The organism is Devosia sp. 2618, from assembly GCF_040546815.1.
GTDB lineage: Bacteria > Pseudomonadota > Alphaproteobacteria > Rhizobiales > Devosiaceae > Devosia.
On sequence record NZ_JBEPOO010000001.1, the window covers coordinates 3869412 to 3886345 of the forward strand.

The 16934-nt window shown below is 62.3% G+C and carries 20 protein-coding genes; 4 read left to right on the plus strand and 16 right to left on the minus strand.

What is annotated here, in order from left to right:
* Positions 1 to 135 precede the first annotated feature (135 nt).
* Together trmD and rimM are read right to left on the minus strand one after the other, a co-directional pair.
* Positions 136 to 828 carry a tRNA (guanosine(37)-N1)-methyltransferase TrmD gene (gene trmD, locus ABIE28_RS19115; protein ID WP_354065711.1) on the minus strand — a complete coding sequence of 231 codons (693 nt, stop codon included), beginning with the start codon at positions 826 to 828 and terminating at the stop codon, positions 136 to 138.
* Complete coding sequence (gene rimM / locus ABIE28_RS19120) at positions 825 to 1361, minus strand: ribosome maturation factor RimM (protein WP_354065713.1); 537 nt, start codon at positions 1359 to 1361, stop codon at positions 825 to 827. Before rimM ends, trmD begins: the two co-directional genes overlap by 4 nt.
* 115 nt (positions 1362 to 1476) lie before the next feature.
* On the opposite strand from rimM, the gene ABIE28_RS19125 reads away from it, so the two are divergent.
* Positions 1477 to 1776: a hypothetical protein gene (locus ABIE28_RS19125; protein WP_354065715.1), complete on the plus strand. Its 300-nt coding sequence runs from the start codon at positions 1477 to 1479 to the stop codon at positions 1774 to 1776.
* A gap of 37 nt (positions 1777 to 1813) precedes the next feature.
* Here ABIE28_RS19125 and ABIE28_RS19130 read toward each other — a convergent pair whose 3' ends face one another.
* The 3 genes from ABIE28_RS19130 to leuC form a co-directional block, all read right to left on the minus strand.
* Entirely contained in the window at positions 1814 to 2122 is a 309-nt protein-coding gene (locus tag ABIE28_RS19130) for a hypothetical protein (protein ID WP_354065717.1), read from the minus strand.
* A 156-nt stretch (positions 2123 to 2278) separates the two neighbouring features.
* Complete coding sequence (locus ABIE28_RS19135) at positions 2279 to 2737, minus strand: metallopeptidase family protein (protein WP_354065719.1); 459 nt, start codon at positions 2735 to 2737, stop codon at positions 2279 to 2281.
* On the minus strand, positions 2728 to 4134 hold the full coding sequence (gene leuC, locus ABIE28_RS19140; RefSeq protein ID WP_354065721.1) for a 3-isopropylmalate dehydratase large subunit: 1407 nt from the start codon (positions 4132 to 4134) through the stop codon (positions 2728 to 2730). Before leuC ends, ABIE28_RS19135 begins: the two co-directional genes overlap by 10 nt.
* A gap of 218 nt (positions 4135 to 4352) precedes the next feature.
* Here leuC and ABIE28_RS19145 point away from each other — a divergent pair, with 218 nt between their 5' ends.
* Both ABIE28_RS19145 and ABIE28_RS19150 read left to right on the plus strand, forming a co-directional pair.
* Entirely contained in the window at positions 4353 to 5666 is a 1314-nt protein-coding gene (locus tag ABIE28_RS19145; protein ID WP_354065723.1) for a lipopolysaccharide biosynthesis protein, read from the plus strand.
* Positions 5667 to 5785: 119 nt separating this feature from the next.
* On the plus strand, positions 5786 to 6952 hold the full coding sequence (locus ABIE28_RS19150) for a carboxylate--amine ligase (RefSeq protein WP_354065724.1): 1167 nt from the start codon (positions 5786 to 5788) through the stop codon (positions 6950 to 6952).
* Between the two features lie 60 nt (positions 6953 to 7012).
* Here ABIE28_RS19150 and purH read toward each other — a convergent pair whose 3' ends face one another.
* From purH to htpX, 4 genes are all read right to left on the minus strand, one after another.
* Positions 7013 to 8599 (minus strand): bifunctional phosphoribosylaminoimidazolecarboxamide formyltransferase/IMP cyclohydrolase, encoded by a 1587-nt coding sequence (gene purH, locus ABIE28_RS19155; protein WP_354065726.1) that lies wholly within the window; start codon positions 8597 to 8599, stop codon positions 7013 to 7015.
* A gap of 214 nt (positions 8600 to 8813) precedes the next feature.
* On the minus strand, positions 8814 to 10412 hold the full coding sequence (locus ABIE28_RS19160) for a heparinase II/III family protein (protein WP_354065728.1): 1599 nt from the start codon (positions 10410 to 10412) through the stop codon (positions 8814 to 8816).
* A gap of 244 nt (positions 10413 to 10656) precedes the next feature.
* The gene (locus ABIE28_RS19165; RefSeq protein ID WP_354065730.1) at positions 10657 to 11958 is read right to left on the minus strand and encodes an RsmB/NOP family class I SAM-dependent RNA methyltransferase; all 1302 of its coding nucleotides are present in this window, start codon (positions 11956 to 11958) and stop codon (positions 10657 to 10659) included.
* A 9-nt stretch (positions 11959 to 11967) separates the two neighbouring features.
* Positions 11968 to 12951 carry a zinc metalloprotease HtpX gene (gene htpX / locus ABIE28_RS19170; protein ID WP_354065732.1) on the minus strand — a complete coding sequence of 328 codons (984 nt, stop codon included), beginning with the start codon at positions 12949 to 12951 and terminating at the stop codon, positions 11968 to 11970.
* Between the two features lie 97 nt (positions 12952 to 13048).
* Between htpX and ABIE28_RS19175 the strand changes: the two genes are divergently transcribed.
* Complete coding sequence (locus ABIE28_RS19175; RefSeq protein ID WP_354065734.1) at positions 13049 to 13249, plus strand: DUF1674 domain-containing protein; 201 nt, start codon at positions 13049 to 13051, stop codon at positions 13247 to 13249.
* Positions 13250 to 13263: 14 nt separating this feature from the next.
* Here ABIE28_RS19175 and ABIE28_RS19180 read toward each other — a convergent pair whose 3' ends face one another.
* From ABIE28_RS19180 to ccmA, 7 genes are all read right to left on the minus strand, one after another.
* Positions 13264 to 13725: an SRPBCC family protein gene (locus ABIE28_RS19180; protein ID WP_354065736.1), complete on the minus strand. Its 462-nt coding sequence runs from the start codon at positions 13723 to 13725 to the stop codon at positions 13264 to 13266.
* 38 nt (positions 13726 to 13763) lie between these two features.
* The gene (locus ABIE28_RS19185; RefSeq protein WP_354065738.1) at positions 13764 to 13910 is read right to left on the minus strand and encodes a Flp family type IVb pilin; all 147 of its coding nucleotides are present in this window, start codon (positions 13908 to 13910) and stop codon (positions 13764 to 13766) included.
* A gap of 68 nt (positions 13911 to 13978) precedes the next feature.
* Entirely contained in the window at positions 13979 to 14512 is a 534-nt protein-coding gene (locus ABIE28_RS19190) for a DsbE family thiol:disulfide interchange protein (protein ID WP_354065740.1), read from the minus strand.
* Positions 14512 to 14673 carry a heme exporter protein CcmD gene (ccmD, locus tag ABIE28_RS19195; protein WP_354065742.1) on the minus strand — a complete coding sequence of 54 codons (162 nt, stop codon included), beginning with the start codon at positions 14671 to 14673 and terminating at the stop codon, positions 14512 to 14514. Before ccmD ends, ABIE28_RS19190 begins: the two co-directional genes overlap by 1 nt.
* Positions 14670 to 15431, minus strand: a complete 762-nt coding sequence (locus ABIE28_RS19200) for a heme ABC transporter permease (RefSeq protein WP_354065744.1) — start codon at positions 15429 to 15431, stop codon at positions 14670 to 14672. Before ABIE28_RS19200 ends, ccmD begins: the two co-directional genes overlap by 4 nt.
* Before the next feature lie 118 nt (positions 15432 to 15549).
* Positions 15550 to 16203 carry a heme exporter protein CcmB gene (ccmB, locus tag ABIE28_RS19205; RefSeq protein WP_354065746.1) on the minus strand — a complete coding sequence of 218 codons (654 nt, stop codon included), beginning with the start codon at positions 16201 to 16203 and terminating at the stop codon, positions 15550 to 15552.
* Entirely contained in the window at positions 16200 to 16835 is a 636-nt protein-coding gene (ccmA, locus tag ABIE28_RS19210) for a heme ABC exporter ATP-binding protein CcmA (RefSeq protein WP_354065748.1), read from the minus strand. The genes ccmB and ccmA overlap by 4 nt, the downstream gene beginning before the upstream one ends.
* Between the last annotated feature and the right edge of the window lie 99 nt (positions 16836 to 16934).

A 16934-nucleotide genomic window follows, 5' to 3' on the forward strand; every position in this document is an offset into this window, starting at 1 on the left:
GATCGCCCGGTCTTGGTTGGTAACGGAGGTTGGTCGTCTTTTTATTGGTGCGAGCCGGGTCCGATTAGCCCAACGTCGCGATAGTGGCGCGGCTATAGGCGAAAACGGCCCAAGAGTCTAGCGTTTCGGACACTTTTATGACTTTGGCGGCCCAAGTAGATCCGGGCGTCGTGTCCTGGTCAGCCCCAAACTCTGTTCGACGCGCCATTTGCCGATCTTGCCATGGTCGCCCGAGGTCAGCACTGCGGGGATGTCGACACCCTCAAAACTCTGCGGGCGGGTATATTGGGGGTATTCCAGCAACCCGTTCTCAAAGCTTTCGTCGGCATGGCTGTCGGCGCCGCCGAGCACGCCTGGGATCAGCCGTACAATGGCTTCCAGCAGCACCATGGCGGCAACTTCGCCACCGGCTAGCACATAGTCGCCAATCGAGATTTCCTCGAGCCCACGGCCGTCTATGACGCGCTGGTCGATGCCTTCAAAGCGACCGCATACGATCACCGCGCCGGGGCCGAGTGCGAGCTCGCGGGCCCGGGCCTGCGTTAGTGGCTTGCCGCGCGGCGACATCAGGATGCGGGGGCGGGGATCGCCATCGGGCGAAACCGTGTCGATAGCCTTGGCCAAAATGTCGGGCTTGAGCACCATGCCGGCGCCGCCACCCGATGGGGTATCGTCTACCGTGCGATGGCGGTCGGTCGCAAAATCGCGCAACTGCGTCGTTTCAAGCGACCAAAGGCCGTCGGCAAGTCCCCGGCCCAGCACCGAAGCCCCAAGAGGCCCGGGAAACAGGTCGGGAAACAGCGTGATGATGGATGCCGAAAAACTCAATTGGGCTCTTCTTCATCTTCGGGCGCATCGAGTGGCACCACGATGATGAGATAGCCTTCGTCGATCTTGATGGTCGGCACGACGGCCTTGGAGAATGGATAGAGGAACGTGTCGCCGCTTTGCGGATCACGGATTTCGATCAGGTCGCCGGCGCCAAAGTTTGGAATGGCCGACACCTTGCCGATTGTGATGCCGTTTTCCAGCCGCGCATCGAGCCCGATCAGGTCGGTGTGATAGAAATCGTCCTCGTCGTCGATCTCTGGCAACTTGCTGCGATCGACGAACAGGCTGACGCCGTTGAGCTGCTCGGCAGCGGAACGATCGTTGATGCCCTCGATGTGAGCAACGACTACATTTTTCTGCAATCGCGGCTTGATCAGCTTGATGGTCAGGCCCGGACGATCGGTTGCCAATGGACCATAGGTGCCAATCGCCAGCGGGTCCTGGGTGTGTGTGGTGATCCGGACACCGCCCTTGATGCCATGGGCGGCCCCGATCTGGCCGACAAAAATAGAATTGGTCTTGTTGTTCATGCTTGCTCCGGCGCTGGCAGCGGTTCTTAGCAGGCCGTTGCGCCGTTGGGAATTGCGACGGAACCAAGTGTGCGCTGGCGCGCTTGTTCTGCCACAGCAATTTGGAGCGTTACAGATGGCCAAGACTCTTACCGACCGCGAAGACATCCGCCAGTGGGCCGAAGCGCGTGGGGGCAATCCCATGTTGATGGATACCCCGGACGGCACCGGCTCGCGGACGCTGTTGCAGCTGACCTTTGGCCAGCACGCGATCAATACCGATGGCAATGAAGGCCCGGATCGGCTTGGCGGTTTCCAGCTGGTGAGCTGGGACGAATGGTTCGCGGCGCTTGATGAAAACAAGCTGGCGGTCGTCGTATCGGACGATCCGGCCGGCGGTAGTGAAGCAGAATTTGAATTTGTGGCGCGCGATTAGCGCGCTCTGCCACTACCAACCGGCCCCGGAACGACGATCACTGTGGAGTGGCCAGAGAATTCAGCCCATTTTCATAGAGACGCATGGTGGTTTCGATGTCTTCGATATGCATGGTCAGGCCCTGCTCGACAGCTTCATACTGACGGCGAAGCAGGTCACGGCGCGATAGCAGGTCGAAGCGTTCGCTTTCCAGTTCCTTGACGGCAAGGTCGATCCGGTCGCGATGCGAAGCCAGGCGCTGCACCATGGGCGCCGCCTGCTTTGCGGCGTCCTGCATCACGGCTTCCATCTGTTCGAGTTCTGGCTGCACGATCTTGAGGGCAGTCTTTGACCGCATGTTGGTCATTTCAACGAGCTCCATATCTTTACTTGTTGCTGTTCAACGCTCGGAGGGCTGAGAAGTTGAGCAAGGATATGAAGATTTAGCGTATTAAGGGGAAATCCCAAGATTTACCCAATGTTTACCTTAACATTTCAAATGCTAGGCACCTCGGGAACCATATCAATTCTGGGGCTTTTGCGGGTCCTGCCGACTATTAGCGTCAGCGGCGCGCTCGATCTCTTCCATGTCGTCGTCGGAAAAGCCGAAGTGATGGCCCAGTTCATGGATGAGCACATGGGTCACAACTTCGCCCAGCGTATTGTCATCATGCTCGGCCCAATAGTCTAAAATCGCGCGGCGATAAAGAAAGACTGTATTGGGCAATTGGCCGGTATGGGGCACGGCGCCGTCTTCGGTCAGGCCAATGCCGGTGAATAGCCCCATCAACTCGAAGGGGCTCTCCATGCCGAAATGGGCGAGGATGTCGTCCTCGGCAAATTCGGCGACCGAGCAGGTCACGTCAGCCGCCAGCGATTTGAATGGTTCAGGCAGCTCGCTCAGCGCCTGGCTGGCCAGCGCTTCAAGATCGTCGAGGGTGGGCGCGAACCGCGCCCCCCAATCTGGCTGGCTTACTGCCACTCGCGGATGTCGACGAAGTGGCCGGCAATTGCGGCGGCTGCGGCCATGGCAGGGGACACCAGATGGGTGCGGCCCTTAAAGCCCTGGCGGCCTTCGAAATTGCGGTTGGAGGTGGAAGCGCAGCGTTCCTGCGGCTTGAGCTTGTCCGGGTTCATGGCCAGGCACATCGAGCAACCGGGCTCGCGCCATTCAAAACCGGCATCGAGGAAAATCTTGTGCAGGCCTTCGGCTTCCGCCTGATCCTTGACCAGACCCGAGCCGGGCACGACCATGGCGTCAACGCCCGCAGCAACCTTGCGATCCCCGATCACCGCAGCGGCAGCGCGCAGATCTTCGATACGACCATTGGTGCACGAGCCGATGAACACGCGTTCCACCGTGATGTCGGTGATGTTGGTGCCGGGCTTGAGGCCCATATAGTCGAGCGCCCGCCACTTGGAAGCACGCTTGTTTTCGTCCTGGATGTCGTCTGGGTTCGGCACGACGCCGGTGACCGAGATGACGTCTTCAGGCGAAGAACCCCAGCTGACGATTGGCGGGAGCTTGGCTGCATCGAGGATGACGACCTTGTCGTAGACCGCGCCTTCGTCGGTATAGAGGGTCTTCCAGTAATCGACGGCCATATCCCAGGCCTGGCCCTTTGGCGCGCGATTGCGGCCTTCGACATAGTCGAACGTGGTCTGGTCGGGGGCGATCAGGCCGGCGCGGGCGCCGCCTTCAATGGTCATGTTGCAGACCGTCATGCGGCCTTCCATCGACAGCGAGCGGATCGCTTCGCCAGCAAATTCGATGACGTGGCCATTGCCGCCGGCAGTGCCGATTTCGCCGATGATGGCGAGGATGATGTCCTTGGCGGTGACGTGCGGTGGCAGCTGGCCGTCAACACGCACCAGCATGTTCTTGGCCTTCTGCTGGATCAGCGTCTGGGTGGCCAGAACGTGTTCCACTTCCGAGGTGCCGATACCATGCGCCAGCGCGCCGAAGGCGCCATGGGTCGAGGTGTGGCTATCGCCGCAAACGATAGTCATGCCTGGCAGGGTAAAGCCCTGCTCGGGGCCAACGATGTGCACGATGCCCTGACGCTTGTCGAAGGGGTCGAAATATTCGATGCCGAATTCGCTGGTATTCTCGGCCAGTGCAGCGATCTGGATCGCGCTTTCTGGGTCGGGATTGGGCAGCGAACGGTCGGTGGTGGGTACGTTATGATCGACAACGGCCAGCGTGCGCTCAGGATGGCGCACCTTGCGGTTGTTCATGCGAAGACCTTCAAAGGCCTGCGGGCTCGTCACTTCATGGACCAGATGACGGTCGATATAGAGCAGCGAGGTACCATCCTCGTTGTTCTGTACCAGATGGTCATCCCAGATCTTGTCGTAGAGCGTGCGGGCCTTGGTCATAGCGGTATTCCGGCAGGGGAAGTTTGGAGTGGTTCTAAGCCGCAAATGGGCTGAGGGTCAAGTATTACCGTACTCGCCGGTACGGTTGAACTGAAATCGTCTTGTACCGTCCTAGGGTAATCCGGGCGGGCGCACTTAAACAAATTCTAACTGCTCGCCGCGCAGGATCGTTTCGATCCGCCATCGGGACTGCGGACGCGTTTTTTCCGGAGATGGGTGTGGCTTCCTTAGGTCGGATGATCGCGCCGCTGATTGGCCTGATGGGGGCACGACTGGCGGGCGCGGGCTTTGGCTTTTTGAGCCAGCTGGTGCTGGCGCGCGCCTTTCCGCCCGATCAGGTGGGCGTGGCATTTCTCGCCATCAGCGTCACCACCTTCATGAGTCTGGTCATCACCGGCGGCTATCACACCATCGGGTTGACCTATCTGGCGCGGTTTCAGGCTTTTGGCCGTCCGGGGCTGATCGCCTCGTTTCTGGCGGCAGCGCGCAAGGACATGATCATTCTCGCTATGATTGCGGTGATCGTCGCCAGTGGCTTGTGGTTCATTCCGGCCGATCCGGGGCTGGTGGCGGCCGGGTTCTGGGGCACGATTGCTGCGGTGCCGCTGGCAGCGATCCGTCTCAACAATAGTGCGGCCAATGCACAGCGCCGCTTTGCACTCTCTTACGCGCCCGACTTTGTGTTCCGCTCGGCGCTGCTGCTGGCGCTGGTGGGGCTTTTGGTGCTGTTCGGGCTGACGCAATCGACCTGGCCGGTGCTGGTGGCGCTGCCCGTGATCGCTTTGATCGTGGCCATCGGGCAGGCCATGCTGCTGGGTGCCGACAATGCCTGGCCGCTGCAGCCGCAACCGGTCAATCGCGATATGCGCGTATTCTATCGCCGCCGCGCCATTGCCATGCTGGCGGTGACCATTGCCGGCGGGGCAACGGCCGATCTCGTCGTGATGATCGGCGGGCTGTTCCTTGAGGCGGGTGACCTCGCCGTGCTGGGCGTCGCCATCCGCATCGCGGCCCTGGTGGGCTTTTTCGCCATGGCCTCACAACAATTCGTGCTGCGCGATCTGGTGACAGCGCGCAGCTCGCAGGAGCAAGGCGCGGTGGACATTCTGCTGTGGCGCACCAATCTGGCCGGGGCGGGTACCATGCTGGTGGCGATCATCGGTACGGCGGTGCTGGGGCCTTGGATCCTGTCGCTGTTCGGGCCGCACTATGCCGCTGCCTATTGGCCGATGCTGGTGTTCTTGCTCAGCCAGGCGGTGCGGGTTTTGGGCGGCATGAACGCGCAATTGCTGGCGCTGAGCGGTCATCAGGTGCGCAGCGCCGTGCTGTGCATTCTGGCCATCGCTGCTCTGGTGGTTGGCGCGCTGCTGCTGGCGCCGTTCTGGGGCATTATGGGCATTGCCTGGGCAACGCTCGCCGCCGAACTGTTCTGGGCTGTGGGACTGGGCGTACTGACCCAGCGATTGGAGGGGCGCAGGGGCGACTTTCTCGCGGGGTTGTTCACACATCAACTATTAATCCCAAGGCGCTAGTGTTTCGCTGGGCGCCGACTATGAGCGCGATATGGGTGGCGTAGCGTGGTTGAAGCTGGTCGGCAGCATGGCGTTTTGGCAGGCGGGATTGCTCTCGTTGGCAAGGGTCAGGCTTAGCCATGGCGACCGACCATTCCATCGCCGGCGTCATCGTGCTGGGCGGCAATTATGGCAGCCTCGCCGTCATACGCAGCCTCGGCCGGCAGGGTGTGTCGGTGGCCTTTCTGGGCGACAAGCTCACGGTCGCCGCCAATTCGCGTTACATCACCCATTTCTCGCCATGGGCGGGCGTGCAGGAAGCCGATCCGGTCAGCGCGCTGCTCAGCTTTGCGCAGAGCCATGGCCTCAAAAACTGGCTGATCTGCCCCTGCGCCGATTTTGAAGTGCAGTTGGTCGCCGAAAACGCCGAAGTACTCGGCAAGCAATTCATCCTCCAGACCATGGATTGGCCATCGCTGCGGGCGCTCAATGACAAGGGCGAGCTTTACGAGCTGGCCGAACGGCTGGGGCTCGATTATCCGCGCGTCTATGCCTCCGATGCGGCGCCCGATGGGCTGACCTATCCGGTAGTGCTCAAACCCAGTTCGACCCAGACCATCAACGCGCTGACCCGCGACAAGGCGTGGCGCGCCAATACTGCCGAAGAGTTTGCCCATAAGCAGGCCGAGGCGACCCGCCTGATGGGCAGCCATGGCTTTGTGGTGCAGCAGCTCATTCCGGGCGATGGCACGACGCAGCTGTCATACGCCGGGTTGTGGGATCATGGCCGCGAAATCTGCCAGATGACGGCGCTGCGCCTGCGCCAGTTGCCGATCCAGTTCGGCACCGCGCCCTATGTGCAAAGCAAAGAACTGCCGCGCGCCACGAGCGAAGCGCGGCGACTGCTCTCGGCGGTGGGCTACCACGGGCTGGTCGAGGTCGAGTTCAAGCACGACCATCGCGACGACAAGCTCAAGCTGCTCGACGTCAATACCCGGGTCTGGGCATGGATCGGGTTGGGCGAAGCCACGGGTGTGGATTTTCCATATCTGGCGGCGCGGCTGGCGGTGGGCGATGCAGTCCCCTCAGACATCACCCCGCATTACGGCGCGTCCTGGAGACGGGCTGTGCCCAATATCCTCTCGAGCGTGCAGGGCTTGCTGCAGCAGGGACAACCGGGTCTCTCGGCGGGCCGGTCGATCTTTGGTACGGCGCATCCGGCGGTCTTTGCGACCGACGACATGATGCCGGCGATCAGCGAAGTGCCAATGCAGGCAGTGCGCCGGTTCAAGGGTCACAGTCACTAGAAAAAAGCCCTCATGGTGCCGCGCACCACAAGGGCTTTTGTGTCTCGAGTGATCGTAGATTTAGTGGCGGAAGTGCCGCATGCCGGTCATCACCATGGCAATTCCGGCCGCGTCGGCTGCCGCAATCACTTCGTCATCGCGCATCGAACCACCGGGCTGAATAACGGCGGTGGCACCCGCTGCGACGAGGGCTTCAAGACCATCGGCGAAGGGGAAAAACGCGTCGGAGGCGGCGACCGAGCCCTGCGTCAGTGCGCCTTCAATGCCAGCAGCCTTGGCCGCGTCGATCGACTTGCGGTGGGCGGTGAGGGCTGAATCAACGCGGCTCATCTGGCCAGCACCGATGCCGACCGTCGCGCCGGCCTTTACATAGACGATGGCGTTGGATTTGACGTGCTTGGCGACCTTGGCCGCGAGGCGCAGGTCGGCCATTTCGGCGTCGGTCGGCTGGCGCTTGGTCACGACCTTAAGCTCGCAATCGTCGACATTGCGGTTGTCGCGGCTCTGCACGAGCAGGCCACCAGCCACCGACTTGACCACAAGGCCATCTGCCTTGGCATCGGCCAGACCACCGGTCAGCAACAGGCGCAGGTTTTTCTTCGCCGCAATAATGTCCTGGGCTTCCTGCGTCGCCGAAGGCGCCACGATCACTTCGGTGAACACCTTGACGATTTCGGTCGCGGTGGCCGCGTCGATTTCACGATTGGTGGCGACGATGCCGCCAAAGGCCGAGACCGGATCGGTGCGCAGCGCGTGCTGATAGGCGGTCAGAAGATCGCCACCAACGGCAACGCCGCAAGGGTTGGCGTGCTTGATGATGGCAACGGCCGCGACTTCATTGGCATCGAATTCCGAGACCAGCTCGAAGGCCGCGTCGGTGTCGTTGATGTTGTTGTAGCTCAGGGTCTTGCCCTGCACCTGGGTGGCGGTGGCGACGCCACGGCGGTCGTCGCCATTGGCGTAAAAGCCCGCCCATTGATGCGGGTTTTCGCCATAGCGCATGACTTCGCGCAGGGTGCCGGCAAAGCTGCGATAGGGGATTTCGGGATAGTCGATGGCCTTGGCAAACCAGGTCGAGATGGCGCTGTCATAGGCTGCCGTGCGGGCATAGGCCTTGGCCGCAAGCTTCTGGCGCAGCTCGAACGGCACGCCGCCGGTGGTAGCGATGGCTTCAAGGATTGCCGGATAATCGGCAGGATCGACGACGACCGTCACATAGGCGTGGTTCTTGGCGGCGGAGCGCACCATGGCCGGGCCACCGATGTCGATGTTTTCGATGATCTCGTCATAGGACGCGCCCGAGGCGACGGTCTTTTCAAACGGGTAGAGGTTGACGGCGACCAGATCGATGGCGCCGATCTGGTGCTCATCCATGGACGCGGCGTGGTCGGCCTTGTCGCGCACGGCCAACAGGCCGCCATGCACCTTGGGGTGGAGCGTCTTGACCCGACCGTCCATCATTTCAGGGAACCCGGTCAGGTCGGCGATGTCGCGCACGGGCAGGCCGGCATCGCTGATCAGCCTATGCGTGCCGCCGGTGGACACCAGCTCGACGCCCGCCGCGCTCAGTCCCTTGGCAAACTCGGCCATGCCGGATTTGTCGAATACCGAAAGCAGCGCCCGCCCGACCTTGACTGTCTTGCTCATGAGATATGTCGCCCTGTGATGAGATTTCCGCGCTCGCTAGCACGAAGCGGGGGTGGAGCCAACCGGATATGTCGGTATGAGCACCATGCTTGTTTTGCCGCTGGCGCTTCCCTCGGACTTGATCCGAGGGCCTGTCGCCGCTTGTGCCGTGCTGACAGTGACCCTCGGGTCAAGCCCGAGGGAAGCGCAGGGGCATATATAGGCAGGTGGTGAGCTAAGCCTGCTCCAGCGTAAAGATCCACGCCACTTCAGCATCCGCCACAGCATCAGTCTCCAGCACCAGCTGGCGGGTTTTCTGCAGGCCGACATAGGCGGACTGGCGCACGCTTTCTTCATCGCGCAGGCTCGCGCCTTCCCAAAGGAAGCTCCACACCGCGCCATTGGGCAGCACCAGCCGCACGATGCCGTCACCCCTATTGCGGCGCACCATGATGCCGGGCGCCAGATGGAAGCGGATCGACAGCAGACCGGAGGGCGTGCCCTTGCCGACCACGCGGTCCTGTCCGACCAGCGTCGTGCCGCCCGACAGCAGGGTAATGTGGCGATCAAGTTCGACGCCGTGGCGCTTGGCATAGCCATCGGTGGCCATGGTCAGGTGATTGTCGGTGGGGTCCAGCGTCATATTCGACACTTTGGCACCCTTGGCGTCTTCGGCGTCGATGGTTGGCGCCGAGTGGGCCACGCCCTGGCGGAACAGGGCTTTGCTATCGGGCAGGTCGGACGGAGCCGGACCGCAATTGCCGACGATCAGTTCGCTGCCATGCGAAAATTCAAAGGCCAGTGCGCCAGCGTGGATGTCGCCGGCAAATTCGGGTTCGGGCAACAGCCCCGAATCAGCGATCACCACGCCATCGCCTTCGCGCAAAATGCCGTAGCCGCCGAGCAGGCGCGAGCGGCGTTTGCGGTTGGGACCATTGGACTGAATGGCGATCAACACGTCATGCGGCAGCTGGCCGCCGCCATTAAAGTAGCCCGGCTCGCCGCTCGAAAGGGTAAGCGCATCGAGGCTTTCATGCATGCGGTCGATCTGGGCGGCCAGTTCATTGGCGGCTTCCGATTTCACCGTTCCTGCCACACGGCGGACGCTGATCAGATCAACGATCAGCTGCAGCTGCAGCTTTGGATTGCGCGACAGGTGAAGACCATCGCGGTCGATCTGGGTGGCCAACAGCTTGTTGAGCTGTTCGACGCGCAGCGGCACATCGGCGCGCTCGTCCTGATCGCAATATTCGGCACCGAGCAGCGCGATGGAGGCAAACAGCGCGTCGGCGGGATCGCGCGCCAAACGGCCGCGCACCTTCAAACTCTGGATTTGTGCGCCGAGCACACGCTGGATGGTGCGGCCTTCCTGAACGCTGGCGCCATCGAGCAGCAGCGGCAGATGGCGCAGCCAGTTCAGCACGCGTTGCGCGCAGAGGCCCGGCGCCCAGCTTTCATGGTCGAACTGGCCTTCGCGGCCAATCCAGTCGAGCACCAGCATGCGGGCGAACTGGCGTTCACCGGCGTCGCGCACGTCGCGGAAATGACGCAGCCAGGAAAAGCCATGCAGGTTCAGCCACCAGTCGAGATGATCGACATCGAGGCTGAAGGGCGAAGCGCCGCCGGTTTCGACCAGCTTTGAGGCCAGCAGGTAGCGGCCCGACATCATGTCGCGCACCGCTTCGCGGTCGGCGGGGCGGAATTCGGGGAGTTCACCGGCAAAGGCATTGTCCGCCAGACTACGCCAGCTCCAGCGCAGAATGGGCAGGGTCACCATGGCATCGGCAAAGCCCAAGGCGGCACGACGCAGGGCACTGGGCAAACGGGGCGCCATCAGCACTCCCGCACCTGCTGCGCGCTAAACGCCAGCTTCACATCGTTCGTGCCCGTCAACGACCCATACCTCGTTCGGCGCTGTCCCCCGATAGCGCTCGATCTTACACTTAAAATTGAAGTCCGTCAGAAGACTTCGGTGACTGCAAAAAGCCTTACGTGATTTGGGTCATCCAAATCGCGGAATTTAGGCTTCTTGTCACAAGGACTTGGGGATAAGCCGGGCGCTGGCCTTTGCGCGAGTCTTAGCGGCGACGGAAACGCGCCACGAAGAACCCATCCATGCCGCCGTCCCGACCGCCTGGCGCCATGCCCGGATGGGTGCGCACCAGACCGCGATCGGTCACGGCAATCTCAAGACCGGGCAATTCGTCCTTGCTGACGGGCCAGAGTTCGAGCCCCGGCAGGGTGTCGAGTGCCCACTGCACCTGCTGCTCGCCTTCGGCTGGCTCGAGCGAGCAGACGCAATAAACCAGCGCGCCACCCACTTCGAGGCAACGGAAGGCATTGGTGATCAGCGCCCGCTGCAGCCGCACGCGGCCGGCGACGTCGCCCACCGAGCGATGCCAGATGACCTCTGGATGGCGGCGGAAGGTGCCGGTGGCCGAGCAGGGCGCATCAAGCAGCACGCCGTCATAGGGCGAATTGGGCGCGAAAGTGCCAGCGTCAGCGACGATGGTTTCGGCCTGATAGTTGAGCCGGGTCAGGTTCTCTTTGAGCCGGGTCATGCGGTTGGCGTCGCTATCGAGCGCCGTCACCAGATAGCCGGCCTTGACCAGCTGGGCGGTCTTGCCGCCGGGTGCGGCACACAGATCGAGCACGCGGCCACCAGCCTTGGCGCCGAGCAGGCGTGCCGGAATAGCCGACGCTGCGTCCTGCACCCACCACTGGCCTTCGGCAAAGCCGGGCAGGGCGTCGACCGGCCGGTCGCGCTGTTCGATGCGCACGGTGTCGGCAATCACGGTTTCGGCGCCCAGCGCGTCCTTGAGGTCGGCATCGTCGGCCTTGAGCGTCAAATCGAGCGGCGCGCCGTCCAACAAAGCGGTGGAAAAGCCGTTGATGGCGTCCTCGCCATAGGCCTCAAGCCAGGTGTCGCCAAAGGTGTCGGGAATCAGCAGGTCATCGCTGAGCATGCCGAACTTGGCCGAATTGGCCTGCGCGCTGCGCAGCACGGCGTTGACCAGACCCGACAGATGCCGTGCCTTGGGATCGCGTTTGACGGCTTCCACCGCGAGGAACAGCGCCGAATGGGCACCGATCTCAGGCATGAAGACCAGCTGCGCCAGCGACAAGCGCAGCACGGCTTCAAAGGTACCGGATTTGCCCGGCATACCCTTTTCGAGCAGCGCGTGAATGATGAAATTGAGCTGGCCCTGGCGGCGCAGAGCGGTGGTGATCAGCCGGTTGGCCAGCGCACGGTCGCGCCCATCCGCCAGATCGGCAGCGGTCAAAGGAACGAAGTTATCGCCGGCCAGGACGGCCTTGAGCCGTTGAGCCGCAACGAGGCGGAGCTTGAGCCCCGCCGGATCAGGTTTGTTATGCGCCACGCTTGTTCTTTATCCCCAGGGACCGCGTTGTCCGCCGTCATCGTCGGTCCGTCCGACGGTCGGCACGCGCCAGCCGCCGCCATTGGCGCGACCGGTATTGGTCGGCGCAGGGCGAGGCTGAGGCCTGCGGCCCTTATCGTCCACCTGCATTAAAGCTGCAAGCTTGCGCAGCGCTTCGATGCGATTGCCGGTGTCGGGATGGGTGGAAAAGAGGTTGTCCATCCGCGCGCCCGACAGCGGATTGATGATGTACATATGCGCCATGGCCGGGTTGCGCTCGGCGCCGACATTGACGGTGCGGCCTGCAATACCGGCGATTTTCTGCAAAGCCGAGGCCAAGGCCAGCGGATCGCCGGAGATTTCGGCGCCGCCCTTGTCGGCTTCGTATTCACGCGTACGGCTGACCGCCATCTGCACCACCATGGCAGCGACCGGGGCGAGAAAAACCATCAGCAGCGAACCAATGCCGCCCAGCGGATTGTCGCGATTATTGCCGCCGCCAAAGAACAGGCCGAACTGCGCCAGCGCCGAAATGGCACCGGCAAAGGTCGCCGTGATGGTCATGGTCAGCGTGTCGTGATTGCGGATATGGGCCAGCTCGTGCGCCACTACCGCCGCGACTTCGCGGGTTTCGAGCTGCTGCAACAGGCCGGTCGATACCGCAACAGCAGCGTTTTGCGGATTGCGGCCGGTGGCAAAGGCATTGGGCTGGTCGGACTGGATCACATAGACGGCGGGGGTCGGCAGGCCAGCCTTGCGCGACAGGATATCGACCATTTCATAGAGTTCGGGAAAGCGGCTGCGCTCGACGGGCACGGCATTTTGCATGCGCAGCACCATCTTGTCGGAATTCCAGTAGCTGAAGGCGTTGGTGCCCAGCGCAAAGATGAAGGCGATCATCATGCCGCCCGTGCCGCCGATGAAATAGCCGACCGCCATGAACAGCGCCGTGAGCGCTGCGAGCAGGACAGTGGTCCGAACAGTATTGAACATCTTGAGCCCTTGGGTTCGCGTTCCTAAGCAATTATGTTGTGTGCCCAAGGGTTCCATGCAAGCGGCATGGGCAAATCGTCATTTCGGATTTCTTGCAATGAGCGACGACATTCCACAAGAGGCGCCAAAGCCGCCTCTCACCGAAGCTGCCAAGCGCGCCCTCGCCGAGGCCGAAGCGCGCCGCCGCGAGATCGACGCCAAGGGCGCTTTCGCGCCGAAGGAACAGGGCGGCCGCGGTGGGCTGGAGCCCGGCCGCTACGGCGACTGGGAAATCAAAGGGCTGACCAGCGATTTCTAGGGGGGGGCCCCAATCTATCGCGCGGCTAACCGCGCTAAGTTTTCCAGAGATGCGGTCATGCCATCGGCGTGATCCTTGGCGCTGATACCTTCGGGCACATTCTCCGCAATGATCTCGACCACTGTGCCGCCTACGGCGGGCGTCAGTACCCAGTGCATGGTCATCGTGCCGGCAAAATCCGGATCATCCGATTCGAAATCGACCGCCTGTGTCACGCGTTGATTAGGCACCAGATCAATTAACTGTGCCTCCACGATATCCTGATTGTCGCCGCTCTTGCCCGTAATCGCGGTGTCGTCATAGCGCAGCGACATGCGGTAGTGGCCGCCGGGGCGTGCGTCGAAGCTGAGCATTTCGCCGGTCATGCCGGTGGGCGGAAGCCACTTTATCAGCGCGTCGGCAGACACCATCGCGCGATAGATCAGTTCGGGAGAAGCCTCGATGAGGCGGCTGGCTCTGTCGGTGCGACGGGACATGCTGCAAGTGTCCCTGACGGTCAGGCCCGAGTCAAAGCCTAAAACCCCACCACATCGCCGAGGCTATAGCCGGCGGCGGAGACGGCGACCGTCATGGCGACGGTGAGGATGGCGGCGATCAGGCCGTATTCAACCGGGGTAACACCAGCTTCGTCAGAACAAAAACGCAGTACAAGATTGAGCATGGAGACTTCCGGCACTTGATAACGGAAGCGACACTGCCTGACCGTAGCTGAACGAAATCTGAACAGTGTCAGCGACGTGCGGCCGCAATGGCGGGCAGCAGTTCGGCCTCAAGCGATTTGGCGTCGAGCGGGCCGACATGCTTGAAGGTGATGATGCCTTGCGCGTTCACCACGAAGGTTTCCGGCACGCCATAGACGCCCCAGTCGATCGACACGCGACGGTCGCGATCCATGCCGACGGCGTCATAGGGATTGCCCAGTTCGGCCAGGAAAGCCCGCGCATTTTCGGGCGCATCAGCCTGATTGATGCCAAACAGCCGCACGCCGGTGACGTCCTTGAGAGCGGTCAGCAGCGGGTGTTCGGCACGGCAGGGAATGCACCAGCTGGCAAACACATTGACCACAGTGACTTCGCCACTCAGGGTTGCCGTATCAAAGCCCGGCACGCCCAGTTCCGGCACCGGCGCCATGGCAAAGCTTGGCGCGGGTTTATCGATCAGCACCGAGCGCACCAGACCCGGATCGCGGTCGAGCGACATGGCAAACACGGCCACGAGGCCCACGAGCAGAATCAGCGGCAGGGCAAACAGCAGATAGCGCATCAGCTGGCGGACCGGCGCGGATCGCGCGCTTCGAGTTCACTAAGCTTCTTGCCCGTGTTGCGGGCATCGAGCAGCGTCCAGGCGATCAGGCCACCAACGGCAATAGCAACGCCGAGATAGGCCCAGATGATGAAAACGGCATGCGGCCCGAGGTCGATCATGCTGACGCTCCCTGTGCCAGACGGCGCTGCATGGTCATGACGCGACGGCGCTTGATCTCGGTATGCATGGCCTTGAGCTGCAGCGTGACGAACAGGACTGTAAACGCGAAAAACATCACGAAAAGTGGCGTCAGGATCGAGCCTGGCATGGTCGGGCCATCAGCGCGGAAGACGCTGGCGGGCTGGTGCAGGGTGCTCCACCAATCTACCGAGAACTTGATGATCGGAATATTGACCGCGCCGACAAGCGTGAACACCGCGATGACGCGGGCGGCGCGCAGCTGGTCGTCAAAGGCGCGCCATAGCGCGATAATGCCGAGATAGATGAACAGCAGGACCAGGGTCGAGGTCATGCGGCCGTCCCATTCCCAGAACGTGCCCCAGGTCGGGCGACCCCAGAGTGAACCGGTGAACAGGGCCAGCGCGGTGAACAGCGCGCCCAGGGGAGCAGCCGCCTTCATCGAGACGTCGGCCAGCGGATGGCGCCAGACCAGTGTGCCAATCGCCGAGATCGACATGGTGACGTAAACGAACTGGCTCAGCCAGGCATTGGGCACGTGGACATACATGATGCGCACGGTGTCGCCCATCTGGTAGTCCTGCGGCGAATTGAAAAAGGCAAACCACAGCCCGACCGCAAACAGCACGGCTGTCAGGATGGTCAGGGGCCATAACAGGGGTTTGGTCCAGGCAACGAACTGCCCCGGATGCGCGATCCGGTTCCACCAGCTCTGTTTGGGTGCGGTGTCTATGCTCATATGTTTAGGTAGACCTCATCCTGAGCCTGTCGAAGGACGAGGTCGTGGCACGCAGGCCTCCACTCGCCCGACCTCGTGGTTCGACAAGCTCACCATGAGGTCTCGGGGCAGTCATGCTCTAATCTTCAGCCGAGCTTATCGCAAGGGCGGCGGCGAAGGGAGCCAGTGCGACCGACATGAGGCTCAATGCCGCAAGAAACAGCAAAGCGGCGTTCGATTGGGTCGCGGTGATGCTGCCCACGCCAAAGATCAGCACCGGAATCGAGAGCGGCGCGATCAGGATTGGGGCGATCAGTCCGCCCCGGCGAATGGCCACGGTCACTGCCGCGCCCACGGCGCCAAAGGCCGCCAAAGCGGGGGTCCCCAACAGCAGCGACAGCAGGGTGCGCCAGAAGGTTGCCATATCCATCGCCAGCAGCACGGCGAGCAGGGGGCTGGCGACAATGAGCGGCAAAGCGGCGATCAGCCAATGGGCGATCAATTTTGCGGCAACCACGGCGCTGAGCGGCAGATCGGCATGGCGCAGCAGCACCAGCGAGCCATCCTCGTGGTCGGGGCGGAACAGGCGGTCGAGCCCGAGCAGCATGGCGAGAAACGCCGCGATCCAGACAATGCCCGGCGCAATGCGGGCCAATAGCGCCTGATCGGGCCCCACGGCAAAGGGGACGATGGCGCCGACGATGACAAAGAACAGCACCAGCGTCAGCACGTCGCCGCCGCCGCGCAGCGTCAGTTGCAGTTCGCGCATCAGCATGGCCCGGAACGCGGTCATGACCTTTCCCCCAGAACAAGGGTCTTGATGCGGTTCGGGTCGGGTAAGGTGATCGGGTCATGCGTCGCCGCCAGCACCAGCCCGCCCATATCGAGATGCCGGTCGATCAGCCGCGTGACCAGTTCATGACCCTCCACATCTAGCGCTGCGGTGGGTTCATCGAGCAGCCAGAGGGGGCGATAGCTGACCAAGAGCCGCGCCAGAGCGAGGCGACGGGATTGGCCCGCCGACAGATAGCCCGCATCAAGCGTTGCCAAGGGGCCAAGACCCACTTCGGCCAGCGCTTCAGCCACCGACATGCCGGTCGAACCGTTGACCTCGGCCCAGAAGGCCAGGTTTTCCGACACGCTCAGGCGCGGCTTGATGGCGTTGCGGTGGCCGCAAAAATGCAGTTGTGGTCCAGCATCGTCCTCGACGCCTTCGAGCGCAAACGATCCGGTCAGCGGGGCGACGATGCCCGCCAGCGTCAGCAGGAGCGTCGTCTTGCCGGTTCCATTGGGTCCGCGCAGCAAAAGGCATTGCCCTGAGGCCACCGAAAAGCTCAGATCAAGGCCCAAATCCATACCACCACGCCCATGGCTCAGGCCTTGGGCGCGCAGGAGAAGCGGTGGAAAGACTTGCCTATGCGTCATGGCCCCATCTCGTAGTGAACCAGTGGTCGGGCTGGCAAGCCCAATCGCAACCTTCTATATGTCCTTGTAGTTTGGAGTCATTCCAGCAAAGGCGGCGCT